The following is a 24757-nucleotide window of genomic DNA, read 5'->3' as shown; positions in this document are numbered from 1 at the left end:
TCCTTAACGGATTGGTATTTACGACTAGTCGTCTCAGGGGGTGAGCAAATAGCTCACCCCCTTTTTTTAGCAGTATGCGAGAAAACTTCCTGCGAAGGAAAGAAACTCAACGACTCGATAGCGACATTAGATCGATCGGCGCCAACCCCCCCAAAAAAGACAATCAGCCAGCCAAAGTTAAATCTATCGCAATTATTGTCGATGATTGCTCGAGTGGTTGAATGCAGAAACTTGTAAAACCTGTTTCAAACCTTAAACCACTAAGGATCCTCCCGCTGTTCTGTCAAGTACCGCCTCAATTCGAGAGCGATCAGAATACTTGAAGGTCTCGACATCATCAATCACCTCCAAATCCTTATCATGCTCACCACACAAACTACTCCTGCAGGTATGTCTGCAGCAAATCGAACCAAATCCGCTTCGTATTCCACCTCCAGCAAAGCTGGAATGAATACTGTTGCCCGAACGGTGGCAGGTTCGATTGCAGAGTTTAAGCGGAACACTTGCTCATCTATGGGTCTCGGAATCGGCCCTCGACTCCACAGTGAGTGTCCATTCGGTTCGGTCTTCGATGAGTATCACCCCAATGATAGTGCGGCGTTGGAGCGCACAATCCGCGATAGCTATCGCCAGGTTTACGGGAACCTACCTCCAACGGAAAATGAGCGTTGCACCTCACTGGAAGCACGCCTCATGAATGGAGAAATAACGGTACGTGACTTCGTCAATGGTCTGGCCAAATCTCCTTTTTACAAAAAAAATTACTTCCACGCAGTCGCGCCCCAGCGAGGGATCGAACTGAACTTCAAACATCTCTTAGGGCGAGCTCCACTTAATCAGGCAGAAATTCAGGCCAGCATTAAGCTGCAGGCCGAACAGGGATTTGATGCTCTCATCGATAGCCTGACGGATGGGGCAGAATATGCCGAGGTCTTCGGTTCGGATATCGTCCCATACGTGCGGACTACTGATTCTTATGCCGGAATGATGACGTCCTCCTTCAACATGATGAGGGAGCTTGCCAGCACCAAAGTAGCAGTTAGTGACAACGCTCAGGGATCCCGGAGCCGCACCGTTTCACCACTCGCCTTAGCAGCGAGCAGCGCGATTAAACCTGTGACATTTAACTATTTTGCACTTACCAAGCCTGCTCCAAAGCTGCCTCAACAGCAGTACAGCGGTCATCAGCCTCCTAAGCAGACAGACTACGTCGCATTCCGCCCCTTCGGAATCCACTTCTGACCGACCCAAAATGGTCTAATGGTCAGAATTCAACACTCAAGTGTGTGATGACCAGCTCCCTTTCAAAAGGGAGCTTTTTTTTGTCCAAGAGCTCGTGGGCGAAAAAGCTTCAAGGAATCAACAGTACAACAACCGTAATCGATTAGATTGATATGAAGATTGTGCGATGCCCACAGTGCTCCAGGATTTCTCTAATGTCTCGTCACTCAGCGACAGTCAGCTCACCGAAGAAGAAGCGCTTCAACTCGCCAACGAACTAAGTTTAAAATTAAGTGATGGTGAGAGACCTGGGTCTGATGCAGAGTCTCTCAAGAAAATGGTTGCTGGCCTTGGTGATGCTAGAGGAGCCCTACGACTAACCTTTGCAAAAAGCCTTGGCGCAGTAGGAGACGAGGCTCTACCCATTCTTTGTGAAGCTCTTCGCCAACACCAAAATGTAGTCGTCAGAAGAGCATCAGCCAAAACACTCAATTTGATTGGAAGTAAGGAGGCTCTGCCTTATCTCCTCGAAGCTTTTTTAGAAGACAGTGATCCAGTTGTCCTCGGGTCATCTGCTGGAGCAATGGCAACGATTGGACCCGACGCTATGGACTCATTACTTGGGATCCTGAAAAATCCAGACTGCACACCATTTCAGGTGGGCTTGATTAATCTTGCGCTTAGTTTCATCGGCGCCAAAGCACCTGAGGCATTACTCGAGGCTGCAGAGTCAGACGTGACTGAAGTTCGCGTAGCTGCAATTTCAGCCCTAGGAGATCAAATACAAAAGAGTGACGATCATCGTGCAAAAAATAGAGTGTTCAGAGCTTTAGATGACTGCTCACCAGACGTTAGAGCAGAAGCTGTAACACTTATCGGAAAATCATGTGATGCCGAAGATGTTGAACATATGCTGACAAGGAAACTGATCGACAAAGACACGCAGGTACGAAAAAACACGGCGATGGCACTGATGAAGCTTGAAGCATTTAACTCTGTAGAAAGCATAGAGAAGGCAAAGGCAACAGAAGATGACGAGTCAGTTCAAGCAGTATTTGATGTCGCCATCAACATACTAAGCAGAAATTTGTGAGAAGCTAGGGTCAAAACAATGCACAGAAGGGCACTGAAGAATTCCAAGGATACCTCAAATACCCCAAGTTCTCTCTTGTAAAGTTAGCGGAGCATTTTCAGTGATCCTGGTAAAAAGCGGATAGATGCTGATAAAATTTGAACATATAGGTGATCTTTTATGTCGCGCGCTGAGTTCATACGCTTTCTTCAGGTCCTGGAAGAAAATTTACCGTTCAGAGCTCTTTTTCAAGAAGCTGATCCCGAGGAAATCCTCAAGCTTGCTGATCAACATGGGTTTATCTTTTCGGATGAAATAAAAGGGCGTTTCCTGAATCGGTGGGCAGGTGTGTATTTCTGCCCATTCGCCAACGATGTGGGAAGGTTATGCCCAAAAATGGTACCCGAGGGATTCAGCACACTGCTGCATTATTCACAAACAACATGTACCAAAGAGGACAAAGTTGAGCGTTTTGATTTTCGCGCTGGAGGCTATTACGAAGGAGTAAAAGCAGTGACTGGATAAAGAAAAGGTTTTAACTCCTTGAATTGAGTAGATCTTGAAGTCGCGCCAATGCAGACTGAGCTGCTTCCTGAATCAGCGGATCGTCATTATTATCTTGAAGTGCATGCAAAGCGACCTCCGCCATGGGATGCGGGATATCAGCAAGAGCCTGAGATGCACTAAAGATCAAAGCCACATTTTCACTGCTGAGAGATTTTGCGAGTAGTTTAATTGCCTCTTCAGACTTGAACTGTTGCTTACCGATTTGACCAAGACACATCAGAGCTCCTTGTACGACTACCATGTCTGTGTCATTAATCGCTTGTTCCAACATTTCTATGACTGAATCAGGAAACGGTTGATCAGGAAAATTCTTGAACAATTGAACGAATGCTTTCGGGCAACAACGCCTTGCAGTTTGATTCTCAGTTGTTGCATAAAGTTCGATCAAAGGATCGAATGCAGAACTCCCAAAAAAACCAATTCCCTTAACTGCTGCTCTGTACACTTTGGGATCTTGATGACAGAATAGTTCCAATAATATAGGCAAGGCTTCTTCCTGATAGTGCTCCGAAAGAATTAAACTGGCTTCTTCTTGGATCCTAGGGTTGGGATGCCTAAGATCCTCGAATAGGGAATCAATGGAAGGCACAGACTGATTATCGCTCACAGAAAGCCTGAATTGATAAATTATTTTAGCACTGGTGATCAACCGAAAACAGACGCAGACGTCTCATACATGCACTATGTATATTGGAGAATCGAGTGCGCTTTCCAACGAACAAAATAATCTGGATCCGATTCAGACAAATTACTGACTACTTCAAGATTTTGAGACCGGATTTGACTCAACTCGGGAGATTGAAGTAGTAGAAGCGATGTATAACGGAAATCCCAAAATGGTTGCATTACGGTAGTCAAACCATCATTCAAGAAGTGGTCGCACTGCCCAGGAAATAAGATGGCAAAAGACAACAACGCAGCAGATGGAGATTTCCTGAATTGTGGACGTCTATCTCGAATAGCATCCGACAGGATATCGTGAATAGACGCAAGGGCCTCATGACTCCAATTCCTTATGAGACCAAATAGATGCATCATGAAATAGTGCGCTCCATAGTCGTTATGGGCTTTCTTATGCCAACTCGCCCAGACATGGGTCCAGACTTCATCTGGATCACGATCCAGCAGGGTTTGCATCGACAAATAGCAGCGACTGAAATCAGGATGAAACAGACCTTCGACAAGCAGCTGAGTCGGTAGGGGGTCTCCATAGTGATGAAGCACCGTGATCAGCCTGGGGTCATCGCGAAGGACCTGGTCAACAGCCGAAAGAGCACTATTTTTCAACTGCTCACCTGACGATCGGTCGACAAGAGCACGAACAGCTCTCATTCGAAACGCTGGTGAAATGGGTGCCTGAAGCAAACTCGACATGAGTTCAATCCCACCAGCATCGATTACATCTTGAACTGCCGACTGACGATCCATCTGATTAGGAACGTACAAATGATCAGCCAAATCAGCGAGACGTGTCCTATCTCCTGACAAGTGAATTGTGGCCGCAATTGCAGCACCGCACACAGAAGACTTTTCATGATCCATTAAGGGAGCAATCGACGAAAGTGCTGTAAAGACGGAGAGTTGAGACAAACTTTGAATTAAAACCCGTTGATTCTGTCTTGAATCATGCAACAATTGTATTAAGCGCTGATGAACAGATTGATCTTGGCAGCCTATTTGTGCCAGTGCCCAGGCAGCATTTTCGACCATATAGATATCCGAACTATCAAGAAAACTGGCAATTTTCTCCTGAGCTTGCGTCACCCCTAGCCGGGCAAGAACTTCTACAGCTTTTCGTTGAGCAAGAAGGACAGCAGACTCAGTCGACACCCTGCCAAGAAAATTCAGCAATGCTTCATTTGCCAACTGACTAGGAAAATTGACCAAGTGCGCAATGGCCATATAGTAGTCACTGTCGCTTTCAAGATCTTGGAACTCTGTAGCCAAGATCTCGATAGCACCAGCCTGGTCCAACTCAGGGTGAATATTGTCAAACAAGCCCGACATAAAAGAAAGACTAATATCAATTAAATTCTACACGCCCAATTATCAAGCGTTCTTAAACAACAATAAGAAAAGCATTGGGCCACTTCTCAGCATTTAGATTTAAAGTATTATCATAAGGTCTGCAAGAGGGAAATGGGGCCATTCTCCGGTCGTTTGCTCAACGTTTCTGCTGCAATGTTGCCAGGCTCGAGAACTTCGAAACAGAGACATATAAGTCTAGACAGTCGGTTTATGAGCCAATGGATGAAAGCCGCCAAAAATTCCCATGCAGCAATCACTCAGATCAGCGCCGCTCACCTTCATTCAACAACAACAAGGAAGGGAACAACAGGAGGTTCAAAAGATAAGTCGCAGACCTTAATTGGGAAAATGAGTGCTCAGTTTCCGAACCTGACCAAAAATATGAAAACCGATGTAGTCGGAACGAGTGATGAATCTAAACAAAAGGGCAAACGCCGCAGAGGTCGTCGCAAATCGTCCTAATCAATTATTTGAGGAGATCTCGAAAACACCATCTTCAGGGCGATTGGACTTAAGTGCATCCCAATTAATGGCTTGCAGGAAAGCCTTTTCATCGTGGGTTTCCACAACATCTACGCCCCAGAAACCTTCTTGAAGCGGTGCACCTGGAGCAGCCAAAGAATCTTTGCGCCCACCAAGCGCCAGTATGACATGATCTACACTTTGTCCAAGTTTAGACCTCAATTGCTTCCAAGACTTGACCAACTCCACTGCCATATCGTTGGGAGGCAAGTTTGAAGTCAATTCAATGATCCAATGAGGATGTTGAATGACTGTTGCAGAAATAATTGCCGAAGAATTCGAGACTATACCGTCAGCGAGAACTTGAGTTTCAAAGGGAGGGACATCTTTAGATTGAACCTGCAGGTTATGAGAAAGAATAAATGTCGTCATTGGAAAAGACTTGTCCATTCAATCTTAACGGAACAACTACATAGCCGCGATTCAATCTGAGAAGCCTGCAGTCATCAAAAAAAGGGGGGGGCTTATCGCCCCCCTCTCTCTCACAGCCGTTGCCAGTTCAAGACAGGGCGTTGATGGCGTAATCGAGATAGCTCTTGAATTCGTTGAGAGCCTGAGCGCTCATATCACGAGGTGCACATGCACGATCACGTGTGTAAGTGAGAGCTTCGATGTATGCGTTGGTTGGAAGACCAAGGGTGCGATACACCTCACGAGCACCAGCAATACCCCACTCGTCCAGAGGACCAGTACCACCAACAATGAGGCAGTAGTTGATCAGACGCAGGTAGTGACCAAGATCGCGATAGCACTTGTCGATCTTCACCTGGCTGTCACCGGCTTCACCGGGCTGCTTCAGGTAGGCGTACTTGTTAAAGCAGGCGTCGCCTGCTTCACGAGTCACGTTATCGAGGCCAGCGGCCAGCTTTTCAGCAGCCTCAAGGCGAGCAGCTGCACGCTGGATATTGCCCTGAACGGCTTCGAGGTCGTTCTGGGAAGGGAAGCGACCGGCTGCATCAGCAGCGGTCACAACAGTGGTGACGACGGATTTCATTTGAGATCCTTAGATAAGGGTGCTGAGAAGGAAAGAAGAAGACGAATTCAGCCGCAGATCAGCTGATTGCCCCGATCACGCGATCGAAGTAAGAACCTGCTTCAGACACCAGTGCAGAGCAATCGCCCTGTGTGGTTTCCATCTTGCGGTACTTTGCGCCACCGCTAGCAGGGGTGTTGGTTTGTCCGATCAGAGCCGTTGCTGCGGATTTCATGATCGCGACAGCGCGAGCTGCAGACTGAGTGGGAACACCCAGAGCGATGTAGGTCTCTTTCAGACCATTGAGGCAACGGTCATCCAGCACGGAAGCGTCGCCAGCCAGCAGGGCGTAGCTGATGTAGCGAAGAACGATCTCACCATCACGCAGGCATGCGGCCATGCGACGAGTGGGATAGCAGTTGCCACCGGCCTGGATCAGACCGGTGTTTTCGCAGATCATGCCTGTGACCGCATCCGAAACGATGCAATAGGCGTTGGAAGTGATGGCGTTAACAGCGTCCAAACGCTTGTTGCCATCCTGCACATAAGAACGGAGGCTAGCGAGCTCGCTACCACCAACAGGTGCAGTTTTGGCGTCAGCGCTGACGACTGTGCGGGAAAATGCGTCGAGCATTGGGGGCCAGACAGTTTTTTGGGGATGCGGTGCTTCGGAAACCGCCTTGGGAACTAGCCGCTAAGACTGGAGGCCCAAAGGGGGAAGATGCGCCCAGCCACGCTAAACCCCGGTTCCCGGCTGGGTTCCAAAACAGACGCGGTCACGCAAGAGTTTGTCACCTTGGGGCACGAGTCAACGACTACCGGCAAGACCGTCGGCCATCAAGGCTTCCAAGCCGGTCGGTCCATGTCGTGCGTCAGAGACGAGGCCCTACGGAGCCAAGGCAGACAGGTAGAAGGTTTAAAATTTCAGAGACAGTCAGCATTTCATGGATCAAACAGCCTCTGATCTGCCCAGCATTGAGGAATTGCAGGAGTCCATTGACGAACTATCTGCATACCGAGAGAGACTTTTTAAGGATGTGGTCGGACTTGGAAAGAAGCTGCGCCTCTCGCAGAAAAAAATTGATTCGACAGTCGCTGAGCACGAAGAGCTGCAGCGTCTTGACGAAGTTATGTCACAACTTGTTGCACAAAGAGATTCTCAGCAGTCTAAATCTTGAATTTTATTAGAAGGATTGGTTCACAGTCTCAACACCTCAGCTCCGCAAGTTCAACCTAATGTTTCCACTCCAGTCATATCCACCAATGACGATGGTGGATTTTTTCGAAGCAAGCCGTGGGACCTGGTTGAACCGACGTGCTGTTCATCATTTGGATCACCAGGATGATGAAGCAGCAGATTCTAATCTTGTTATCGAACCATTTAAAAATGATGATCCGGCAGTTCGCAGCATTTGCGAAGCCCTAAACATCAATATGATCGACAGCACTGGTGGAGCTAGATTTTGGTGGGAAAGTAATATTAAAAAAGGAGTCCGCAACGAAGATTATGCGGCTGTTGTGATCGATGTACCCAACCGAGATAATGCTCGAAAGGGTTTCTTACTACGAGATGTAGGATATGTTGAAAAGCAGGCGGTATTGAGCACTTACGTTTTTGCCGAAGATGGCGTGTTGACGATCACTACAAGATATGACACGAATATTGGAATTGAACGATGCTGGTTTGTGACTGATCAGATCCGAATGCGTGTCAGTTCTGTCCAATGCTTGGATGGTGTCGCAATGACTACCTACTGCACTGAATTTCGCTGTCCAACAGATGCTGATATCAATGCCATATCTGAGCATGCCAGGCAGATCGCTCGTTCGACTGCATCCATTGGAGCTTAACCATCATGTTTGATCCGTTCCTTGAGGAATTACAAACAGGAATTCAAGCCCGCGGTGGCATATCAGTTGAAGTTCCGGCCGGGCTGGAACACAATCAATCCCAGAAGGGCTCAAGCACCATCCAAAGCTGGCTTTGGCAGGTTCCAGGTTTTCGTCGCTGGCGCGTCACCCGACTTGATGCAGGTGACAGCCTTCAAGTTCTGAATTCAGTCGCATATCCCGATTTCGATTTGGACCATCCTTTGATGGGTGTTGATCTGCTCTGGTTTGGCGCACGTCAAAAGCTAGTTGCGGTTCTTGATTTTCAACCACTGGTTCAAGATAAAGACTATCTCGATCGTCATTTTGATGGTCTGAAAGATCTGAATGCTCGTTTCCCGGATCTAAACGGAGAAGAAACGATGCGATCTTTCGATCCGAATCAATACTTCTCATCATGGCTACTTTTTTGCCGTGGAGGTTCTGAAGAGGCTGACAGGTCACTGCCAAAAGCCTTCAGCGCCTTTTTGAAAGCCTATTGGGGTTTACACGATGAGGCTTCCAAGGAACCATCCTCAATCTCACCTGGAGATGTGGAACGGCTTCAGAACGCCTACGACGTGTACAGCGCCGAGCGTGATCCTGCCCATGGATTGTTCACCAGCCATTTCGGCAAGGAGTGGTCTGACCGGTTCCTGCACGAATTCCTTTTCCCCGCCAGTCAGCCCGCATGAGCATTGATCTCCGCGCGTCGAGCCTTGATCCCGTTCAGATTCCGGGATGGCGATGGCAGCCCTTTCTCGATGAAGCCATTGCTGCACTCAAGCCTTTCAACCTATCTCCCTATCCAGTAGCGGAAACGTTTCTGCAAAAGGATGGCAGCACAGGATCAAAGGCAAAACCCGTTCCAGTCACCACCGCTACCTGGGCCTGTTCCACTGACAAATTGCGGCAGGTGCGTTGTGCCTGCGTTGAAGCAGGCATGGCTGCGTCAGTCCTCAATTTTGTGATCAACCCCAGCTGCCGGTTCGACCTGCCGTTCTTCGGAGCCGATCTGGTAACGCTTCCCAACGGTCATTTGCTCGCTCTGGATCTGCAGCCGGTTGACAAGACTGATCCCGATCACACTCAGTCCGTGTGGGAGCAACTGATCCCAGTGTTCGAGCGCTGGCAAGCCGAGCTACCTGATGGCGGCCCCATCCCAGACGAAGCCAAGCCGTATTTCTCACCGGCTTTTCTTTGGACCCGCATCCCTCTCGGACAAGAAGGCGACGCGTTGATTGAACAAGTGATCCGTCCGGCTTTTAGGGAATATTTGCAGCTCTACCTCAAGCTGGTGGATGAGGCTCAACCCGTGAATGACGATCGTGCAGCCAAACTTTTATCAGGCCAGAAGCGCTACACGAGATACCGTGCCGAAAAAGATCCGGCACGCGGCATGTTGACGCGGTTCTACGGGAGCGAATGGACAGAGTCTTACATTCACGGCGTGCTGTTTGACCTTGAGGAAGCCTCAGCAACTCCCTTGATGCAGCAAGGGAGTTAAGCATTATGAACAGCTTTCGGAGGGCTTCCGTTGTGTTGGTCAGAATCGCTTGCGACGGGATGGGCACAGCTTCCCGGCCGTCCCCATTCAGCCCTGAAGATTCCTAATCTTCAAATCAAGATCCAAGGAGTTAACTCATGTTCGACGCCTTCACCAAGGTTGTCGCCCAGGCAGACGCCCGGGGCCAGTTCATCAGTGCCAGCGAAATCGATGCCCTCGCGGCGATGGTTTCTGACAGCAACAAGCGTCTGGATGCTGTGAATCGCATCTCCAGCAACGCTTCCACCATCGTTGCTTCGGCCGCACGCCAGCTGTTCGCTCAGCAGCCCGCACTGATCGCTCCCGGCGGCAATGCTTACACCTCCCGTCGCATGGCTGCTTGCCTGCGCGACATGGAGATCATCCTTCGCTATGTCACCTACGCAAGTTTCGCTGGTGACGCATCGGTTCTCGAAGATCGCTGCCTAAATGGACTGCGCGAGACCTACCTCGCCCTCGGCACTCCCGGAGCCTCCGTTGCTGCTGGCGTGAATCTGATGAAGGAAGCAGCTCTGGCGCTCGTGAACGACCGGGCTGGAATCACAGCTGGCGACTGCGCCTCCCTGAGCAGCGAAATCGGCACCTACTTCGACCGTGCAGCCTCCGCTGTGGCCTGATCGAGCCCCTGAACTCCCGACACAAGCAATTCTCCTGACGAATCATGAAGACCCCTCTTACTGAAGCTGTTTCTGCAGCTGACTCCCAGGGACGCTTTCTCAGCAACACCGAAGTTCAGGCCGCATCCGGTCGCTTCAACCGTGCCGCAGCCAGCCTGGAGGCCGCCAAGGCCCTCACCGCCAAGGCTGATGCCCTCGTGAATGGTGCTGCCCAGGCTGTTTACACCAAGTTCCCCTACACCACCCAGATGGAGGGGTCCAACTACTCAACCACTCCCGAAGGCAAGGCCAAGTGCTCCCGTGACGTGGGCTACTACCTGCGCATGATCACCTACTGCCTGGTGGCCGGTGGCACGGGGCCCATGGACGACTACCTCATCGCTGGTCTGGACGAAATCAACCGCACTTTCGAGCTCTCCCCCTCCTGGTATGTGGAAGCACTGAAGTACATCAAGTCCAACCATGGCCTCAGTGGCGATGCCGCCACCGAAGCCAACAGCTACATCGATTACGCCATCAACGCTCTGATCTGATCGAGCCCCGATGCGACAAAAGCCCCCCACAGAGGGGGCTTTTTTTATTGTTCTGCACCAGGCCCTACCGAAGCGCTGTGATCAATCCCAATGTTCGGCGCTTTCTGAACCTGCTCTGCGGCGAGTACAGCAACCAGCAGCAAGCCTTCGACAATCCCCCCTTCTACGCCCATATTTTTTTGAGGTACCGGCCTCTTCCACAGCTCACTCCAGGATCCATCCTGCTGGAGCAGACCTACGCGGTGGCCCCCGACACCCCCTACCGCCTGCGGATGATTCGCGCCGAGGAGCAACCCTCCGGTGCCATCAAATTGTGGAACCACACCTTCCGGGACCCCTCACGCTTTGCGGGCGCAACATTCCATCCCGACCTCCGCCAGTCCATTCAGGCCACGGATCTCATCAACCTGGAGCAATGCCACTATCAGGTGCTGGAACAGGAGGACGGTTACCACGGCGCCATGGAGCCTGGGTGCCAATGCATCGTGAGACGCAATGGAAAAGACACGGTGCTGGTGAGCAGCTTCCACCTGCAGGGAGAGTCGCTTCAGACCCTCGATCGCGGCCATGACCCAATCACAAATGAGCGCTGCTGGGGCTCCGTCGCAGGACCCTTTCGGTTTCAGAGAACCCAGAGCTGGTCAGCAGACCTTGCATCAGCCTGGATGTGATGGAACCCCTCACTGAATCGCAGGTGATCGAAAATCTCCGTCAAACGGAGGACCCCTCGGCGCAGTACTACGCCGCCTGGTGGCTGGGGAAAATGCGCAGCCGTCATCCCGATGCCGTTCCGTTGCTCCTAGCCACCCTTGGAGCTCTCGACAACAGCCCCGTTGATCCAAACCGGCGAGGCGTTGCCCTCAACGCGATCCGTGCCATGGGCCTGCTGAAGGACGAACGCACGGATGGTGCCTTGCTGGATCGCTTGCACTCCAAGGACTACAGCGTGCGGGAGGAGGCAGCACGCAGCCTTGGCACCATGGGCAGCCACGCGGCCGCAGAGACCATCCGTTCCCTGTTGGCCAGTGGCGTCGAAGGAGCCGGACGCGAACAGCCCTCGAGCCCCTTACTGCAGGAACCCTGCGAAGCACTGTTGGAAGCTCTCGGGGACATCGGCATCAAGGATGCAGCGACCCTGGCGACGATCCAACCCTTCACGCGGCATCAGCGTCCATTGATTTGTTCAGCAGCCTGCCGGGCGTTGCTGCAACTCACAGGTGACTCGTGCTGGGGAGAGCAACTGACGCAGCTGTTGCTGCATCCCGACCCCCTGGTGCGGCGCGGAGCTCTACTGGATCTTGGTGCTGCCGGATGGACGGCGGCCGTGCCGATGATTCGGGCTGCCGCCGTGGAGCCCAGCCTCAAACTGGTGGCGTTGAAGAGGCTGGCGGAGACGAGCGGAGACCCGCAAGTGCTCGATGTGATGGATGCCCTCCTCTGATGACCTCGTCTGCCCTGAGAGAGGCGATCCAGGCGTTGGATCGCGCCACCAGCACCCCCGACTTGGTGGAGGCCACGCGCGCTGTGTGCGCCTTGGGTGATCCCGAGGCAGCCGGGACACTGGTGAAAGTGCTGGGCTTCAACAATCCAGCCGTGGCTGGGGTGGCAACCCAAGGACTGATCCAGCTGGGTCGGGACATCGTGCCGACTTTGCTGGTGAGCCTGGATGCCCGTAATTACGGTGCACGGGCCTGGGTGGTGAAAGTCCTTTCCGCCCTTCGCGATCCACGGGGTCTCGATCTTCTCGAACATGCCCTCAACGCTGATATCGCACCAAGCGTGCGGCGCTCAGCAACTCGCGGCCTGGCGGATTTAGAGATTGATCCCAGTTTCAAAGACCAGCAATTGCAACGCTGCATGCAAGGGCTTCTGAAAGCCGCGCAAGACGACGAATGGGTCGTGCGTTACGCCGCAGCGTTCGGGCTGGAACAGCGCCTAAGCAATGCGGCTGTTGATCCCTCCATCGCCGATCAGGCCGTCGCCATGTTGCAAAACCTGGCTTCCGATGCTGAGGATGCCAGGGTGGTGCGCCATCGGGCCGAGCTGGCCCTGCAACGCCTGAACCTCGAATGACTCAGAAGCTGTTGTTCGTCTGTCTCGGCAACATCTGCCGATCCCCCGCTGCAGAAGGAGTGTTTCTCCACCTCATCAAGACGCGTGGGCTCGAGGATCAGTTCGTCGTGGATTCCGCCGGAACAGGCAGCTGGCATGTGGGAAATCCTGCCGACCGACGCATGCAGGCCGCGGCCAATCGCCGTGGCATACAGCTGCCCAGCCGAGCCCGGCAGATCGATCTGAACGATCTTGAAACGTTCGATCTAGTGCTGACGATGGATCAGGACAATCTCAATGCCGTGAACGGTCTTGCTCGGGAAGCCGGCGCGAGGGCCACGGCGCGCATTCAACCGATGCTCAGCTACGGCCGCCGCTACAGCGAAGCCGAGGTTCCAGATCCGTATTACGGAGGCGACGCAGGCTTTGAGCACGTGCTCGATCTTCTCGAGGATGCCTGTGAGGCTTTGCTCGAAGAACTCAGCCCTCCGGCGTAGGCCAGACCTCCTCAGCAACCCGGAAGCGAAACAAATCCTCGAGTGCATCAATCACAGCTTCGATCGACATCCCATCGGTGATCAATTCAGTGGCATCGTCCGCCTGGACCAGTGGAGCCACCTCACGGGTGCTGTCCAAACGGTCCCGCTCCACGATCTGAGCTTCCAGCTCAGAGAGCTCGGGCACGGCGTGCCCCCGTGCCTCAAGATCCTTGGCCCGACGCCGGGCTCGTTCTTCAGGGGACGCGGTCAGAAACACCTTTACATCAGCATCGGGGAACACGGCGGTGCCGATGTCCCGGCCTTCGGCCACAAGGCCACCTCGCTCCCCAAGCCGCTGCTGCTGCCGCGTGAGCAAGGCTCGGACGCAGGGATGCGCAGCCACCAGCGACACCGAGCCTGTGACCTCGGGATCGCGGATCGCATCGGTGATGTCACGACCATTCACGCGAACGGTCTGCACACCATCCTTCAACGGTGATAGATCCACCTCCAGCTCCTCGAGCAAGGCTTCCACCGCTGGAGCACTGCTGGGATCGGCGCCGTTCTTCTGCACCCACCAGGTGACGGCTCGATACATGGCTCCGGTATCGAGGTACAGAAGTCCCATCCGTTCTGCAAACGCACGGGTCACCGTGCTTTTGCCAGCGCCAGCAGGACCGTCGATGGCGACGATGGGCGAACGGGTCATAACGAAAACGTGATCGATCAGGCGGGTTGCGCCACAACGGACCGACGCAGCCAGCAGTCGAATCGAACGACCGGGCGGCGCGGGCTGAAGCGTGACGGGATCCACGGTCTCTACATACTCCACCTCAAGGCCCGCCTCCCTGAATTGCTGGTGCAAAGCGGCATGCTCGAAAGCCCCATCAACGAGGCCTCTGGAACAAGCACGAGCGGCGGAGCACAGCGCCGAACTGAATACAGAGGCCTTGGTTCGCTCCGCAACGCTCAGATAACGGTTGCGGGAACTGGCAGCCAACCCATCGGACTCCCTGACGGTGGCACACCCTCTCACCCTCACGGTCAGGCCGAAGTCGTTGACCAGATGCCGCAGGATCGTGAGTTGCTGCCAGTCCTTTTCACCCAACCAAAGTTGACAGGGACGCACCAACCCCAGCAACCGCATCACGACCGTGACGACACCATCAAAATGGCCTGGGCGCCAGGGACCACAGAGATGGGCCGTCAGGCGGGCAGGCGCCTGTAGGCGCCATCCCTCACTGTCGCCATAGGGGTACACCTGCCTCTCATCCGGAGACCACAATGCTTTCGCTCCCGCTTGTTCGGTGAGCGTGCAGTCAGCCTCAAAGGTGCGTGGATAACGATCGAAGTCTTCATCCACTCCGAACTGCAATGGATTGATGAATGTGCTGACCAGGACGGGGCCCATCGAGCCTTGGTCCTTCACCGCCGCGCCGATCAAACGGGCATGCCCCTGGTGAAGCCCCCCCATGGTGGGAACAAAGGCAATGGGGGCCTGGCAGGCCAAACGCCAGGAGCGAAACTCCGAAGCCGTCCTGAGGATCTGAAGGCTCAGCGCAGAACCTCGAGCTTCACCTGGGCCACACCGCTTGACGTGAGCCCGAGATGCCTGGCCGCACCATGGCCCAAATCAATCACGCGATGGCCGACGAATGGTCCGCGGTCGTTAATGCGCACCACAGCTTTGCGGCCGTTCCAAAGATTGGTCACCCGCACCTTGGTTCCAAATGGAAGTGAGCGATGAGCCGCCGTCATGGTGCCGGGGCGGAAGACTTCTCCACTGGCTGTGCGATTTCCGTAAAACCCAGGCCCGTACCAGCTGGCCTCGCCGGAATGCGTGGAGACAACGACAGGTCCCACTGACTTGGGCGGTTCTGCAGGAGCGACCGGTTCAGGAGCAACCGGCTCGGCGAGGGAGGTCTCCAACTCAAGGCTGGCTGGAGTTGGTTCCACAGCAGTGGCTTCTTCAGCAGGAAGAACAAGGTCGAGGGGGTCGACGAAGTCGAACCCCTCGAGGTCTCTGGCAATCACCGGATACAGCGCAGCCCCTGACGCGGCAATGCCCGTGATGAGGGCTGTAAGGAACCAATGACGTTGCATATCGGGGAAACGCTGAATTGCTCGGTGACAGCAGCCGCTTTTAGATGAAGCAACCGTATAAATACCCACCCTTCACTGGTCTCCACCGCGGTCTTGGAATCCGAGAAGAGGACCTTCGCGACAGCGCTGCTATCCCTCGCCGTCACAGGCTTCCGAAGCGCAATGAGCAGACCACAAAGATCAGCCAGGGCTATGGCCCTTACAAGCAAAGCTGATCGAGGCCAGGTCGATGCCTTGATCGGCACAGCCGGCTAAGCCCCCGGCGTGCCCCACGAGGAGGGAGGATCGCATCAGTTCCCAACCAATTGATGGACTACCGATCCGCCGGTGTCGACGTGGAAGCCGGCAGGGCCTTTGTGGACCGGATCCGAACCAGCGTGGAGGCCACCCATCGCCCCGAAGTCGTGGGTGGGCTCGGCGGCTTTGGAGGCCTGATTCGGTTGCCTGAGGGCCTGCGCAAGCCACTCCTCGTATCCGGAACAGACGGAGTCGGCACCAAACTGGAGCTCGCTCAGGAACACAACAGCCACCACAACGTGGGACTTGATCTCGTTGCCATGTGTGTCAACGACGTGATCACCAGCGGCGCCGAACCACTGTTCTTTCTCGACTACATGGCCACAGGGGCTCTGAGCCCGGACGCCATGGCTGAGGTCGTGGAGGGTATTGCCGATGGTTGCCGCCAAAGCGGGTGTGCCCTGCTGGGGGGAGAAACGGCGGAGATGCCTGGCTTCTACCCACAAGGCCGTTATGACCTTGCAGGTTTTTGTGTTGCCGTGGTGGAGGAGGACAACCTGATTGATGGCCACCGTGTACAAGCCGGCGATTCCATCCTGGGAATTGCCAGTAGCGGCGTTCACAGCAACGGATTCAGCCTGGTTCGCAAGATTCTGGAGCGCTGCGATGCAGGGGCCGTCTCCCGTTTCGGGCCGGAACAAACAGGCGTGATTGACGCACTGCTGAAACCCACCCATCTCTATGGATCCCTCATCAGAACTCTTCTGGCGGCAGGCACTCCCATTCACGCCATGGCTCACATCACAGGAGGCGGGATTCCTGAGAACCTGCCCCGCGCTTTACCGGAAGGATTGAGAGCCAGTGTTGATCAGAACAGCTGGCCGCGCCCAGAGCTCTTCAATTGGTTGAAAACCCAAGGGGATCTTCAGGAACGGGACCTTTGGCACACCTTCAACCTGGGGATCGGTTACTGCCTGATCCTTCCGGAGTCGGAGGTGGCTGGCACTCGAACCCTCTGCAAAGACAGCGGTTTTGAGAGCTGGGTGATCGGCCAGGTGATCCCAGCCACTGGGCCACAGGAGGCGCCGGTGCTCGGACTACCCGCCTGATGAACACAGCGAGATCCGTTGTCACATCCAATGTGATGTGAAGCACCAACCCTCGCTTAACTCGTTATTGTCAACACAGACAGATCGGGCTTGAACCGATCGACGCGACGTCAAATACGTCTTAATACCAATGCCCTTTGAAAGACCTCAGCGCACAACCCGGCGCCGTACTTCGGCAGGACCCACTCCACCACGCCGACCAGCTCTTAATGGTCATGACAGGCAGACAATGCACCGCCAAGGTGGACCACGACCGACCTTTCTGGCACTGAAAGATCACGGGAAGGTTTTCGTTGCTGACATGCCCTTCCTGTCGGATGGCCAGCTAGCCAACATCAGCAAAGAGGCATCTGAAGTTTTGGTCAGCCTGGAGCGACGGATCGCGGAGCTCGAGACCCTTCAGGGAGACAGGGACACCCTGATCAAAGCCTGCACGAAGCGGGACGTCACCCATCGCTTCCTCAGAGCCATCGAGGAGGAGCAACAGCAACGGAAAGACAACCCAGCCGTCCGCAGCGCAGCAGCTGAGTCGCTCCCCCGCACATTCCTGGAGATCGCCAGGCACCGCCTGCCTGGCGCCACGTTTGATTCACTGCTGCAGGAAGCCCTCTCCGCCTGTGAACAATCGGCTGAATCCCAGGTCGCCCCTCCCAAACCTGACCTCAAAGTGGTCTCCTTGCCTTCCTCGAACGCATCCCTGCCGGTCGTGGTGAGTCCTGATCCTGAACCGACCGATCAGGCACTCTGAAACGGATTTTCAGGCATCCTCACCGACATCGCGGCGCTGGTCTCGTCCAAGCGCATTCGTTCATCGGCCGACAGCGACCACAACAGTGCCTGCTGGGCATCGATCACCTGGCTGGGTCGTCTCAACCCAGGGATCGGACAAGCGCCATGGGATCGGCACCAGTTCAGAGCCACCTGCACCTGTGTAACCCCTCGGGCTTCGGCGATCGAAACCATGGTCTGGCGCAAGGACTCCGATGCCGGCAGCAGACGAAGGAACAATCCACGTCGCAACAACGTCAGCCCCTGGGGAGTCCAACCTGGCTCCCTGGCGAGAACACCAAGAGCGAGGGGGCTGTAGGCAAGCACTTCAACCCCGAGATCCCTGCTGATCTCCAGGACACCTCCAGGGAGACGCGGCTTGGGGGCCAGTAGGGAGAACTGAACCTGGATGCTGGTGAGCGGGATTCCACGGTCCTTGAGATAACGATGCAAGAGGGTGAGGCGACGAGGACCGACATTGGACACGCCGATCTCCCTGACAGCTCCCTGCTCCACAAGATCTGCCAACCCATCGAGAAGGGGACGCTCTTGCCAGGGGGCATAACGGGCCGTGCTCCAGTGCAACTGGACCCGATCCATACAGCCTTGCAGTCGCCGCTGGCTGGCGAGAAATGCCTTCACCAGCCCGCGCCGTCCGAGTCGCCAGGGGAAAGGGGCCAGTTTGGTGGCCACGGTGAGCTGGGCGCGGTCCTCTGGCTTCATCGCAGTGAGGAAGTGCCCCAGCAGTTCCTCACTGCGGCCATTGAGGACTCCGGTTCCATAGGAATCAGCGGTGTCGACCAGACAAAGCCCCCCTGCAACCGCTTGCTGGAACGTCGACTCCAGAATCAAGTCGTCAAGGTCAGGGTTGTATCCCCAGAGCAGCTGATTCCCCCAGGCCCAGGTTCCGAAACCGATTCCCGTCACACCGCCTCGGATCACTGCACGCCATGATCGCCTCAGACCGGTCCTGGCGATGACGTCCCACCCAGCAGAAAGGAAGCCGCAATCCAGTGAGGAGCAACCACCTTCTTCTGCAGCGGGCGGTGGAGATCAGGACCCCGTACTGTGCAATCACTGCGGTCGCACAGCCAGCAATGGCATCCGTTGCCTGGGAATGTGTGTAGCTGACAGTGAGTACTGACCTGTGAGATCTGTCCCGATGCGGGGAATGGCAAACCGAGGACAAGGGAGCCACTGGATCGCCCTGGGCCTGATGGTCAGCCTTTTTCATCTTCATCCTGGGCATGCAGAGCCGTTCGTTGGTCGTTTCGAAACCACGAGCAATGACTGCCGATACACGCTGTCTGAAGGCGACTCTGGTGGTTGCCGCGTTGTTCAGATTGATGGGCGGTCAGCCACGGTTCTAGGCGTTCGTTTCATCGGCCGCGGGCCGGTGAGGGGGTCAAGCCGAAGCCTCACGTTTGTCACCACCACAAACGGACAGGACTCACCACTCAGCTGTCACCTAGGACGTTGCCGCCTGTCTGGCACAACCTGGAGCGGCACTGTGAGCAGTGTTGCTGAAGCGGCCTTCGACGCTGACGGCATCGCCGAGGGAGTTCCCAAGGCATGGCCTGCGAAAGAGGGGCACTGCAAGCTGGAAGCACGGCAGATTCGCTGCAAAGTCGATGTGGTCACAGGAGAACAGCTCGATGCGCAGGCCAAGCTGTGAACCGTCGATCGACGCGATGCATTCAAAGGCGGCACCCAGATTCGAACTGGGGATAAAGGATTTGCAATCCTCTGCCTTACCACTTGGCCATGCCGCCGTCCGGGGCCTTTCCTCCCCATCAACGGATCGTATCAGCGAGGCATCCCAGGCACTGCTGGTGATCAGCAACGGTCATGGTGAGGATCTGATCGCCCTGCGCATTCTTGAGGCTCTTCACCGACTTGAACCGCAGTGGCGTCTGAAGGCCATGCCTCTGGTGGGTGAGGGTCGCTGCTTTCAGCAGGCTGTTGATCAGGGATGGCTGGAGCGCGTCGGCCCCTCGGCTCGCTTGCCAAGCGGGGGATTCAGCAACCAGAGCCTGCGTGGTCTCCTCGCTGATCTCCTGGGAGGGCTGCCGATGATCAGCATGAAGCAATGGGTCTGCCTGAGACAGGAACGCACATCAGTGTCAGGAATCCTTGCCGTTGGCGATCTTCTTCCTCTTCTGATGGCCTGGACAAGCGGCCGACCCTTCGGATTCGTTGGCACTCCAAAAAGTGATTACACCTGGAGCAGCGGCCCAGGCTCGAGCTTCAGCGACCGTTATCACGCCCTGAAGGGCAGCGAGTGGGATCCATGGGAATGGAGCTTGATGCGAGCGCGCCGATGCCGGCTCGTGGTGATGCGTGACCGGCTTACAGCCCGAGGACTACGCCGTCATGGCGTCAGGGCCATGGCACCTGGCAATCCAATGATGGATGGGCTGATGGAGAGCACCCCTCCCCTCGCACTCGAGCGATGCCGGCGGATTCTCCTGCTTTGCGGCAGCCGGATGCCAGAGGCCCTTCGAAACTTCAGGCGTTTGTTGAACTGCCTCATCCGCCTTCCGAGCCCGGTGCCTCTCGCTGTCATGGCAGCCCTTGGATCAACACCCACAGAATCAGATCTGGTCGACACCCTGCAGCAATTGGGGTTCCGACGCTGCCCTCCCCCCAGCAGCAGCTTGCATGCAGACCAGTGCTGGGTCCGAGGCCCCTTGCTGCTGCTCCTTGGGAGCGGTCGGTTTGAACGCTGGGCTTCCTGGGCTGAGGTGGGTGTCGCCACTGCCGGCACAGCCACAGAACAGCTCGTCGGCCTCGGAAAACCGGCTCTGTCTCTTCCAGGTCCCGGGCCGCAGTTCACCCGTGGCTTCGCCTCACGGCAGAGCCGTCTCCTTGGTGGTGCTGTGCAGGTTTGCGCGAACGAATTCGAATTGTCTCAACAACTCACAGCCCTGCTCGAGAACCACGCGAGACGCCAGGAGCTCGGGCAGCGGGGGCGGCAGCGCATGGGCTCTCCTGGAGGAAGCGAAGCGATCGCCCGCGCCGTAATCCGCGTGCTCGCCCCCGGAGGTTGATACTGATTGCATCACAGAGGCAGTTCTGCCCTCCCTCTCCGCCATGGCAGCGATCCAGGATCACAACTATCTGAGACTGTGCGCGGAACTGGCGAGCTGCCTCAGCATCAGCCAGTCCGCAGCGCGACGGAGAGTGGAACACGAAGCGGCACGATCAGGCGCGAAAGACCTCCCAGCCCGTCTTCAGGTTGCATCCAAACTGCTTGATCAGGCCAAGGACGAAGCCACCTCGGGAGAAGCACTCGATCAGTTGCTGGAGGCTCAACCCATCGATCAGCACTTCATGCTCGAGGACTGAGCCAATCGCTGAGGGCTGAGCCAAGACAAGGGATCAGTGCTCGAAGGTATTGACGAAACGGAAGCGATCGAGATCCGACATCACGGGAATGCACTGGAAGCAGCTCTGAGCCAGCTCCCAGCGCCCTTCACGGCGCAACATGACCTCTAACTGCCTCCGAGCGGGGAGCAGGTAACGGGCATCATTGGCTGCATAAGCCAGTTGAACATCGGTGAGTTCATCAACCCGACCCCAATCACTGCTTTGAGCTTGTTTATCAAGTTCGACTCCCACAAGCTCCATCACCAGATCCTTCAAACCGTGGCGCGGGGTGTAAGTGCGAGCCAGACGGCTGCCGACCTTCGTGCAAAAGAGAGGATTCACTCTGATACCCAGCCCAGTAGCTAGTGCTGCGACATCGAACCGTGCGAAATGGAAAACCTTCTCGATCGCCGCGGCTTCCATCAGCGCTTTGAGGCGGGGAGCTTCCGACTGCCCCAGGGCAATCCGAATGCAGGACACCTGATCCTTGTCATCACAGATCTGAACGAGGCAGAGCCGATCGCGACCATGAATCAACCCCATGGCTTCGGTATCCACAGCCAGAGCTGTCGCCCCTGCGTAGCGCTCCGACCACTCCTCGTTTAAATCGCCATCGAGAACAACGAAGGCATGGGGCTCGCTGGGGATCTCAGCCATGGCTGACCACTTGAAACAGGCGGAACATCCACCACTCTGACGGCTTGAGGGATGAACTTCCTCCCGCCGCTTGAAAATCAGAATGAGACTGAGCTAGACAAAAATGAGACAGCAGCGTCTCATGCTCTCCCATCGCAAACCCATGCGCGCCTGCCTGGCCGACATCGAGGATTACTTCCAGCAGCCACCGCCGCAGTTTCTGGATCTTGAGCTCGCAGTCTGCTGGGTTCTGGCCTGTCTTCTGCAAAACGACAGCTATCCATCGGGCCTGCTCCAGCGACTCCAGCACGACCATCCCCAACTGCGTCTCTCAGAAACGGTTCTGCATCAAGCTGTTGACTTCCTGGAACGCCAGGAGATGCTCGATTGCTATACAAAACGCTGTCCCAGCAGGGGCCGACCCCGTCGCATGCTCCACCTGCATCAGGACGCCCGCGATCAGGCTGAGCGCCTGATGAAGCCCTGGACGCGCTGGCTCCACGAGCACGCCCCAATCACCACTTAGAACGGTCTTCAGTGCCCTTGGCGGCTACCGATGCCCTCGCCTCAGACCTCCACCCTGCTCCTCACCCTCCTGCTGGGGATCGGCCTGATCTTCTTTCTCCGTGCCGCCAGCAAAGACCGAACAACCATTGTGGAGGTGCATTCACCCCGCCCACCACTGGAAGTGCTTGAGGGTCTTGATCAGTGGCTCAAGCAGCGGGGCTGGAATCGCCATGGAGGTGATGCCGACCGCTGCCTGCTGGAATACCGCGGCCGCGTCGAGAGCAGTTCTGCGCTTGCGATTCTGTTGTCCGTTCTCGGCACGGTGGGAGCTGGCAGCCTGGGACTCGTCATCCGCCAAGTGAACGCTGGGCTTGGCTGGTGGCCCTTGTTGATCGCCAGCCTCGGCCCCTTGGCGGGATGGGTTTACACCCGGAGAGCTCAGCGGGAAGAGGGCCTGCAAATTCGTCTTGTCGAAACCGAAGCAAGCGAAGGCAGCACCCTGCGGCTGCAAGCCCATCGCGATGAGCTGATCGCACTTGAACTCGCCCTGGGCGGCCCACTGCAGCTGGCCAGTGATGGCGCCCTGCTCTCGTCTCCGATCTGATCGTGAAGCTCCGGCCATTGCTGCTGCCAGCAGGTCTGAACATCACAGGGCTGCTTCTTCTGCTCGGCCTGGCGACAGCGGCGGACGCACCGCGCCGGTCTGGCGACGACCTTCTCACTGGGCCTCAGGTCCCACTCGATGCAAACTGGGTCGGGCGTCGCCGTGAACGCCAGGGTGTGCGGATCCTGCTTCTTGCAGGCCATGCCGACTCTCAGGGCATTGAGGGAGCAGGCACCTCGGGAGCCGCCGTTGACCGCCGCGGAGCCAGACCCATGGATCCAAGAATGCGCGACGAGCTGTTCTGGAACCGAAAGATCCGCGATGCGTTGGTTCGCCAAGGGCAGGCACGCGCCCTCAACATCAGTGGTTACGAACCGAATGCCCTCACGATCCTTGATGAAAACGACCCACGCACCAACTGGTCAGTCGGTCGCCGCCACCACGATGCGGGTGGTTATGCCCTTGAAATCCACTTCGATGCCTACGGCCCTGACGGGTACGGTTCCGGTCTGATTCCAAGCCTGAGACGGGAACCCAGCCGCATCGATGAAAGCCTGGCCCTGAACTTCGGTCGCTACCCCCTGCAGTTTCGAGGAGGCCTCGGTGCACCAAGACGGGGGATCAGCATCCTGGAGATTGGCAAACTGGAAGGAAACCTCGAAGCCCGACTGCGAGATCCATCCAGCCAGGACGCTGTCATTGAAGCGCTGGCCCACCGCATCATTGAGGCCCTCGAGCAGGGGCTCAACGCTCCACCCCCCACTCTCAGTTCACAGCTTGATGGGGGCGGCAGCGATCCTCGAGGGAAGAATCACCAAACCAGTCCTGAGGACGGGTGAAGAGATCGGTGAGCAACGCTTCTCTTGATCCCGGAGCAGGCTGGTAGGCGTACTCCCACCGGGCCAGTGGCGGGAGCGACATCAGGATGGATTCGGTGCGTCCGTTCGTTTGCAATCCAAAGATCGTGCCGCGATCCCAAACCAGATTGAACTCCACATAACGACCCCGGCGATACAACTGGAACTGGCGCTCACGGTCTCCATAGGACAACCCATTCCGTCTCTCAATGATGGGCGCGTAAGCAGGCAAAAACGCCCGTCCGTTGGCGCCAGCCAGTGCAAAAAGCTGTTCCCAGCTCAAGGGCACCGCGCCGATCTCCGAAGCCTTACGCGCTGCAGGCCCCTCAGGATCCTGCCCCCGGTAGAGACGTCCGGAACCATCCTGGTAGTCGTAGAAGATGCCTCCCACTCCCCGGGTTTCCTGACGGTGCTTGAGGAAGAAGTACTCATCACACCAGGGCTTGAACACCTGATAAAGACGCTGATCCACCGAATCGCACGCCTCTTGATGGGTGCGGTGGAAGAGACGGGCATCCTCCAGGAAGGGATAGAAGGGAGTGAGATCGGCACCGCCTCCGAACCACCACACCGGACCGGCCTCGAAGTAGCGGTAGTTGAGATGAACCGTTGGCACAAAAGGGTTCCGGGGATGCAGAACCATGGATGTTCCAGTGGCGAACCACGGATGCCCCTTGGCCTCAGGCCGCTGTTTGAGGATGGAAGGAGGAAGCTCCTCACCCTGAACCTCGGAGAAATTCACCCCGCCCTGCTCAAAGATCCGGCCTTCACGCATCACCCTGGAACGACCGCCACCTCCTTCAGGCCGCTTCCAGCTCTCCTCTTGGAAGCGACCAGACCCATCGATCTGTTCCAGGCCAGCACAGATTTCATCCTGAAGTGCCATCACAAGCGCCCGCGCGCGCTCACGCGAGTTGGCTGGAGGGCGTTCCCCGGGCCTCTCGGAGGTGCTTGACACCAAACTTTCCTCCGGTGGCTGCCCCTTCCAACGCTTGAACAGGGAACGGATCATGGTTGGCAGAGATGGAGAGCTTTTGACCATTTCAGCCCAGTGCCTCTCCCGACAAGAAGGTGTGAAGGACTGTTAT

General features: G+C 55.8%; 33 protein-coding genes and 1 tRNA gene. 23 read left to right on the top strand and 11 right to left on the bottom strand.

Annotated elements, in window-relative coordinates; translation table 11 throughout:
• The first annotated feature begins 360 nt into the window (after positions 1–360).
• The 3 genes from SynMEDNS5_RS02425 to SynMEDNS5_RS02415 all read left to right on the top strand — a co-directional run bounded on the left by SynMEDNS5_RS02425 (position 361) and on the right by SynMEDNS5_RS02415 (position 2818).
• Complete coding sequence (locus tag SynMEDNS5_RS02425; RefSeq protein WP_186584130.1) at positions 361–1242, top strand: phycobilisome rod-core linker polypeptide; 882 nt, start codon at positions 361–363, stop codon at positions 1240–1242.
• Between the two features lie 166 nt (positions 1243–1408).
• Positions 1409–2314 carry a HEAT repeat domain-containing protein gene (locus SynMEDNS5_RS02420; RefSeq protein ID WP_186584129.1) on the top strand — a complete coding sequence of 302 codons (906 nt, stop codon included), beginning with the start codon at positions 1409–1411 and terminating at the stop codon, positions 2312–2314.
• A gap of 159 nt (positions 2315–2473) precedes the next feature.
• A complete protein-coding gene (locus tag SynMEDNS5_RS02415; protein ID WP_186584128.1) occupies positions 2474–2818 on the top strand; it encodes a Nif11-like leader peptide family natural product precursor in 345 nt (114 codons plus the stop codon).
• Between the two features lie 10 nt (positions 2819–2828).
• On the opposite strand, the gene SynMEDNS5_RS02410 is transcribed toward SynMEDNS5_RS02415, so the two are convergent.
• Both SynMEDNS5_RS02410 and SynMEDNS5_RS02405 read right to left on the bottom strand, forming a co-directional pair.
• On the bottom strand, positions 2829–3509 hold the full coding sequence (locus SynMEDNS5_RS02410) for a HEAT repeat domain-containing protein (RefSeq protein ID WP_255440252.1): 681 nt from the start codon (positions 3507–3509) through the stop codon (positions 2829–2831).
• Positions 3510–3541: 32 nt separating this feature from the next.
• A complete protein-coding gene (locus tag SynMEDNS5_RS02405; protein WP_255440251.1) occupies positions 3542–4834 on the bottom strand; it encodes a HEAT repeat domain-containing protein in 1293 nt (430 codons plus the stop codon).
• 276 nt (positions 4835–5110) lie between these two features.
• On the opposite strand from SynMEDNS5_RS02405, the gene SynMEDNS5_RS02400 reads away from it, so the two are divergent.
• The gene (locus tag SynMEDNS5_RS02400) at positions 5111–5350 is read left to right on the top strand and encodes a hypothetical protein (protein ID WP_186584126.1); all 240 of its coding nucleotides are present in this window, start codon (positions 5111–5113) and stop codon (positions 5348–5350) included.
• Here SynMEDNS5_RS02400 and SynMEDNS5_RS02395 read toward each other — a convergent pair whose 3' ends face one another.
• The 3 genes from SynMEDNS5_RS02395 to cpeB form a co-directional block, all read right to left on the bottom strand.
• Positions 5351–5800 carry a DUF2656 family protein gene (locus SynMEDNS5_RS02395; RefSeq protein ID WP_370593561.1) on the bottom strand — a complete coding sequence of 150 codons (450 nt, stop codon included), beginning with the start codon at positions 5798–5800 and terminating at the stop codon, positions 5351–5353.
• 109 nt (positions 5801–5909) lie between these two features.
• On the bottom strand, positions 5910–6404 hold the full coding sequence (gene cpeA / locus SynMEDNS5_RS02390; RefSeq protein WP_011128874.1) for a class 1 C-phycoerythrin subunit alpha: 495 nt from the start codon (positions 6402–6404) through the stop codon (positions 5910–5912).
• Between the two features lie 58 nt (positions 6405–6462).
• On the bottom strand, positions 6463–7017 hold the full coding sequence (gene cpeB / locus SynMEDNS5_RS02385; protein ID WP_011128875.1) for a class 1 C-phycoerythrin subunit beta: 555 nt from the start codon (positions 7015–7017) through the stop codon (positions 6463–6465).
• Positions 7018–7327: 310 nt separating this feature from the next.
• Here cpeB and SynMEDNS5_RS02380 point away from each other — a divergent pair, with 310 nt between their 5' ends.
• The 10 genes from SynMEDNS5_RS02380 to SynMEDNS5_RS02335 all read left to right on the top strand — a co-directional run bounded on the left by SynMEDNS5_RS02380 (position 7328) and on the right by SynMEDNS5_RS02335 (position 13497).
• Positions 7328–7561 carry a hypothetical protein gene (locus tag SynMEDNS5_RS02380; RefSeq protein ID WP_186584125.1) on the top strand — a complete coding sequence of 78 codons (234 nt, stop codon included), beginning with the start codon at positions 7328–7330 and terminating at the stop codon, positions 7559–7561.
• A gap of 58 nt (positions 7562–7619) precedes the next feature.
• A complete protein-coding gene (locus tag SynMEDNS5_RS02375; protein WP_011128877.1) occupies positions 7620–8234 on the top strand; it encodes a phycobiliprotein lyase in 615 nt (204 codons plus the stop codon).
• A gap of 5 nt (positions 8235–8239) precedes the next feature.
• A complete protein-coding gene (locus SynMEDNS5_RS02370; protein ID WP_011128878.1) occupies positions 8240–8947 on the top strand; it encodes a 15,16-dihydrobiliverdin:ferredoxin oxidoreductase in 708 nt (235 codons plus the stop codon).
• Positions 8944–9759, top strand: a complete 816-nt coding sequence (locus SynMEDNS5_RS02365) for a phycoerythrobilin:ferredoxin oxidoreductase (RefSeq protein WP_186584124.1) — start codon at positions 8944–8946, stop codon at positions 9757–9759. Before SynMEDNS5_RS02370 ends, SynMEDNS5_RS02365 begins: the two co-directional genes overlap by 4 nt.
• Before the next feature lie 137 nt (positions 9760–9896).
• The gene (locus SynMEDNS5_RS02360; RefSeq protein ID WP_186584123.1) at positions 9897–10415 is read left to right on the top strand and encodes a phycocyanin subunit beta; all 519 of its coding nucleotides are present in this window, start codon (positions 9897–9899) and stop codon (positions 10413–10415) included.
• 44 nt (positions 10416–10459) lie between these two features.
• The gene (gene cpcA, locus SynMEDNS5_RS02355) at positions 10460–10948 is read left to right on the top strand and encodes a phycocyanin subunit alpha (protein ID WP_186584122.1); all 489 of its coding nucleotides are present in this window, start codon (positions 10460–10462) and stop codon (positions 10946–10948) included.
• A gap of 77 nt (positions 10949–11025) precedes the next feature.
• Positions 11026–11619: a chromophore lyase CpcT/CpeT gene (locus SynMEDNS5_RS02350; RefSeq protein ID WP_186584121.1), complete on the top strand. Its 594-nt coding sequence runs from the start codon at positions 11026–11028 to the stop codon at positions 11617–11619.
• Positions 11619–12389, top strand: coding sequence for a HEAT repeat domain-containing protein (locus SynMEDNS5_RS02345; RefSeq protein WP_186584120.1), 771 nt, complete (start codon positions 11619–11621; stop codon positions 12387–12389). Before SynMEDNS5_RS02350 ends, SynMEDNS5_RS02345 begins: the two co-directional genes overlap by 1 nt.
• Positions 12389–13021: a HEAT repeat domain-containing protein gene (locus SynMEDNS5_RS02340; RefSeq protein ID WP_186584119.1), complete on the top strand. Its 633-nt coding sequence runs from the start codon at positions 12389–12391 to the stop codon at positions 13019–13021. The genes SynMEDNS5_RS02345 and SynMEDNS5_RS02340 overlap by 1 nt, the downstream gene beginning before the upstream one ends.
• Positions 13018–13497, top strand: coding sequence for a low molecular weight protein-tyrosine-phosphatase (locus SynMEDNS5_RS02335; protein ID WP_186584118.1), 480 nt, complete (start codon positions 13018–13020; stop codon positions 13495–13497). The genes SynMEDNS5_RS02340 and SynMEDNS5_RS02335 overlap by 4 nt, the downstream gene beginning before the upstream one ends.
• Here SynMEDNS5_RS02335 and SynMEDNS5_RS02330 read toward each other — a convergent pair.
• Together SynMEDNS5_RS02330 and SynMEDNS5_RS02325 are read right to left on the bottom strand one after the other, a co-directional pair.
• The gene (locus tag SynMEDNS5_RS02330; protein WP_370593560.1) at positions 13481–14989 is read right to left on the bottom strand and encodes a bifunctional pantoate--beta-alanine ligase/(d)CMP kinase; all 1509 of its coding nucleotides are present in this window, start codon (positions 14987–14989) and stop codon (positions 13481–13483) included. The two genes, SynMEDNS5_RS02335 and SynMEDNS5_RS02330, sit on opposite strands and share 17 nt — an antisense overlap.
• Positions 14990–15033: 44 nt before the next feature.
• The gene (locus SynMEDNS5_RS02325) at positions 15034–15582 is read right to left on the bottom strand and encodes a septal ring lytic transglycosylase RlpA family protein (RefSeq protein ID WP_186584117.1); all 549 of its coding nucleotides are present in this window, start codon (positions 15580–15582) and stop codon (positions 15034–15036) included.
• A gap of 44 nt (positions 15583–15626) precedes the next feature.
• Between SynMEDNS5_RS02325 and SynMEDNS5_RS02320 the strand changes: the two genes are divergently transcribed.
• The 3 genes from SynMEDNS5_RS02320 to SynMEDNS5_RS02310 all read left to right on the top strand — a co-directional run bounded on the left by SynMEDNS5_RS02320 (position 15627) and on the right by SynMEDNS5_RS02310 (position 17676).
• On the top strand, positions 15627–15797 hold the full coding sequence (locus SynMEDNS5_RS02320; protein WP_186584116.1) for a hypothetical protein: 171 nt from the start codon (positions 15627–15629) through the stop codon (positions 15795–15797).
• Between the two features lie 93 nt (positions 15798–15890).
• Positions 15891–16928 carry a phosphoribosylformylglycinamidine cyclo-ligase gene (purM, locus tag SynMEDNS5_RS02315; protein ID WP_186584115.1) on the top strand — a complete coding sequence of 346 codons (1038 nt, stop codon included), beginning with the start codon at positions 15891–15893 and terminating at the stop codon, positions 16926–16928.
• Positions 16929–17058: 130 nt separating this feature from the next.
• On the top strand, positions 17059–17676 hold the full coding sequence (locus SynMEDNS5_RS02310; protein WP_186584114.1) for a histidine phosphotransferase: 618 nt from the start codon (positions 17059–17061) through the stop codon (positions 17674–17676).
• Here SynMEDNS5_RS02310 and SynMEDNS5_RS02305 read toward each other — a convergent pair.
• Positions 17664–18623 (bottom strand): aldo/keto reductase, encoded by a 960-nt coding sequence (locus SynMEDNS5_RS02305; protein WP_186584113.1) that lies wholly within the window; start codon positions 18621–18623, stop codon positions 17664–17666. The genes SynMEDNS5_RS02310 and SynMEDNS5_RS02305 overlap by 13 nt on opposite strands.
• Positions 18624–18867: 244 nt before the next feature.
• Between SynMEDNS5_RS02305 and SynMEDNS5_RS02300 the strand changes: the two genes are divergently transcribed.
• Positions 18868–19371 (top strand): hypothetical protein, encoded by a 504-nt coding sequence (locus SynMEDNS5_RS02300; protein ID WP_255440250.1) that lies wholly within the window; start codon positions 18868–18870, stop codon positions 19369–19371.
• A gap of 26 nt (positions 19372–19397) precedes the next feature.
• Here SynMEDNS5_RS02300 and SynMEDNS5_RS02295 read toward each other — a convergent pair.
• Positions 19398–19468: transfer RNA gene (locus SynMEDNS5_RS02295), tRNA-Cys, on the bottom strand.
• 54 nt (positions 19469–19522) lie between these two features.
• Here SynMEDNS5_RS02295 and SynMEDNS5_RS02290 point away from each other — a divergent pair.
• Both SynMEDNS5_RS02290 and SynMEDNS5_RS02285 read left to right on the top strand, forming a co-directional pair.
• Positions 19523–20746, top strand: a complete 1224-nt coding sequence (locus tag SynMEDNS5_RS02290) for a lipid-A-disaccharide synthase-related protein (protein WP_186585794.1) — start codon at positions 19523–19525, stop codon at positions 20744–20746.
• Positions 20747–20789: 43 nt separating this feature from the next.
• Entirely contained in the window at positions 20790–21044 is a 255-nt protein-coding gene (locus tag SynMEDNS5_RS02285; RefSeq protein ID WP_186584111.1) for a hypothetical protein, read from the top strand.
• A 33-nt stretch (positions 21045–21077) separates the two neighbouring features.
• Here the strand turns inward: SynMEDNS5_RS02285 and SynMEDNS5_RS02280 are convergent, their stop codons facing one another.
• Positions 21078–21722: a ribonuclease D gene (locus SynMEDNS5_RS02280; protein ID WP_186584110.1), complete on the bottom strand. Its 645-nt coding sequence runs from the start codon at positions 21720–21722 to the stop codon at positions 21078–21080.
• A gap of 121 nt (positions 21723–21843) precedes the next feature.
• On the opposite strand from SynMEDNS5_RS02280, the gene SynMEDNS5_RS02275 reads away from it, so the two are divergent.
• Genes SynMEDNS5_RS02275 through SynMEDNS5_RS02265 form a run of 3 tightly spaced genes read left to right on the top strand, consistent with a single transcriptional unit; the run spans position 21844 to position 23651 of the window.
• Positions 21844–22227, top strand: a complete 384-nt coding sequence (locus tag SynMEDNS5_RS02275; RefSeq protein WP_186585793.1) for a PadR family transcriptional regulator — start codon at positions 21844–21846, stop codon at positions 22225–22227.
• Positions 22228–22257: 30 nt separating this feature from the next.
• Positions 22258–22812 carry a cofactor assembly of complex C subunit B gene (locus SynMEDNS5_RS02270; RefSeq protein WP_186584109.1) on the top strand — a complete coding sequence of 185 codons (555 nt, stop codon included), beginning with the start codon at positions 22258–22260 and terminating at the stop codon, positions 22810–22812.
• A 17-nt stretch (positions 22813–22829) separates the two neighbouring features.
• On the top strand, positions 22830–23651 hold the full coding sequence (locus tag SynMEDNS5_RS02265; RefSeq protein WP_186585792.1) for an N-acetylmuramoyl-L-alanine amidase: 822 nt from the start codon (positions 22830–22832) through the stop codon (positions 23649–23651).
• Here SynMEDNS5_RS02265 and hemF read toward each other — a convergent pair.
• Positions 23578–24681: an oxygen-dependent coproporphyrinogen oxidase gene (gene hemF, locus SynMEDNS5_RS02260; RefSeq protein ID WP_186584108.1), complete on the bottom strand. Its 1104-nt coding sequence runs from the start codon at positions 24679–24681 to the stop codon at positions 23578–23580. The genes SynMEDNS5_RS02265 and hemF overlap by 74 nt on opposite strands.
• Between the last annotated feature and the right edge of the window lie 76 nt (positions 24682–24757).

The organism is Synechococcus sp. MEDNS5 (genome assembly GCF_014279875.1).
Lineage (GTDB): Bacteria > Cyanobacteriota > Cyanobacteriia > PCC-6307 > Cyanobiaceae > Synechococcus_C.
Note: the sequence above shows the minus strand (reverse complement) of the source record. Positions and strands in the feature narration are given on the sequence as shown.

Coding starts and splice junctions, on each gene's coding strand:
- SynMEDNS5_RS02300 (WP_255440250.1), top strand. CDS start 18,868: ATGGCAAACCGAGGACAAGGGAGCCACTGGATCGCCCTGGGCCTGATG.
- SynMEDNS5_RS02415 (WP_186584128.1), top strand. CDS start 2,474: ATGTCGCGCGCTGAGTTCATACGCTTTCTTCAGGTCCTGGAAGAAAAT.
- SynMEDNS5_RS02320 (WP_186584116.1), top strand. CDS start 15,627: ATGAAGCAACCGTATAAATACCCACCCTTCACTGGTCTCCACCGCGGT.
- SynMEDNS5_RS02280 (WP_186584110.1), bottom strand. CDS start 21,722: ATGGCTGAGATCCCCAGCGAGCCCCATGCCTTCGTTGTTCTCGATGGC.
- cpeB (WP_011128875.1), bottom strand. CDS start 7,017: ATGCTCGACGCATTTTCCCGCACAGTCGTCAGCGCTGACGCCAAAACT.
- SynMEDNS5_RS02325 (WP_186584117.1), bottom strand. CDS start 15,582: ATGCAACGTCATTGGTTCCTTACAGCCCTCATCACGGGCATTGCCGCG.
- purM (WP_186584115.1), top strand. CDS start 15,891: ATGGACTACCGATCCGCCGGTGTCGACGTGGAAGCCGGCAGGGCCTTT.
- SynMEDNS5_RS02310 (WP_186584114.1), top strand. CDS start 17,059: ATGCCCTTTGAAAGACCTCAGCGCACAACCCGGCGCCGTACTTCGGCA.
- SynMEDNS5_RS02365 (WP_186584124.1), top strand. CDS start 8,944: ATGAGCATTGATCTCCGCGCGTCGAGCCTTGATCCCGTTCAGATTCCG.
- SynMEDNS5_RS02360 (WP_186584123.1), top strand. CDS start 9,897: ATGTTCGACGCCTTCACCAAGGTTGTCGCCCAGGCAGACGCCCGGGGC.
- SynMEDNS5_RS02285 (WP_186584111.1), top strand. CDS start 20,790: ATGGCAGCGATCCAGGATCACAACTATCTGAGACTGTGCGCGGAACTG.
- SynMEDNS5_RS02425 (WP_186584130.1), top strand. CDS start 361: ATGCTCACCACACAAACTACTCCTGCAGGTATGTCTGCAGCAAATCGA.
- SynMEDNS5_RS02395 (WP_370593561.1), bottom strand. CDS start 5,800: ATGGACAAGTCTTTTCCAATGACGACATTTATTCTTTCTCATAACCTG.
- SynMEDNS5_RS02380 (WP_186584125.1), top strand. CDS start 7,328: ATGGATCAAACAGCCTCTGATCTGCCCAGCATTGAGGAATTGCAGGAG.
- SynMEDNS5_RS02270 (WP_186584109.1), top strand. CDS start 22,258: ATGCCCTCGCCTCAGACCTCCACCCTGCTCCTCACCCTCCTGCTGGGG.
- SynMEDNS5_RS02400 (WP_186584126.1), top strand. CDS start 5,111: ATGAAAGCCGCCAAAAATTCCCATGCAGCAATCACTCAGATCAGCGCC.
- SynMEDNS5_RS02420 (WP_186584129.1), top strand. CDS start 1,409: ATGCCCACAGTGCTCCAGGATTTCTCTAATGTCTCGTCACTCAGCGAC.
- cpcA (WP_186584122.1), top strand. CDS start 10,460: ATGAAGACCCCTCTTACTGAAGCTGTTTCTGCAGCTGACTCCCAGGGA.
- SynMEDNS5_RS02370 (WP_011128878.1), top strand. CDS start 8,240: ATGTTTGATCCGTTCCTTGAGGAATTACAAACAGGAATTCAAGCCCGC.
- SynMEDNS5_RS02345 (WP_186584120.1), top strand. CDS start 11,619: ATGGAACCCCTCACTGAATCGCAGGTGATCGAAAATCTCCGTCAAACG.
- SynMEDNS5_RS02340 (WP_186584119.1), top strand. CDS start 12,389: ATGACCTCGTCTGCCCTGAGAGAGGCGATCCAGGCGTTGGATCGCGCC.
- SynMEDNS5_RS02275 (WP_186585793.1), top strand. CDS start 21,844: ATGCTCTCCCATCGCAAACCCATGCGCGCCTGCCTGGCCGACATCGAG.
- SynMEDNS5_RS02335 (WP_186584118.1), top strand. CDS start 13,018: ATGACTCAGAAGCTGTTGTTCGTCTGTCTCGGCAACATCTGCCGATCC.
- SynMEDNS5_RS02375 (WP_011128877.1), top strand. CDS start 7,620: ATGTTTCCACTCCAGTCATATCCACCAATGACGATGGTGGATTTTTTC.
- cpeA (WP_011128874.1), bottom strand. CDS start 6,404: ATGAAATCCGTCGTCACCACTGTTGTGACCGCTGCTGATGCAGCCGGT.
- hemF (WP_186584108.1), bottom strand. CDS start 24,681: ATGATCCGTTCCCTGTTCAAGCGTTGGAAGGGGCAGCCACCGGAGGAA.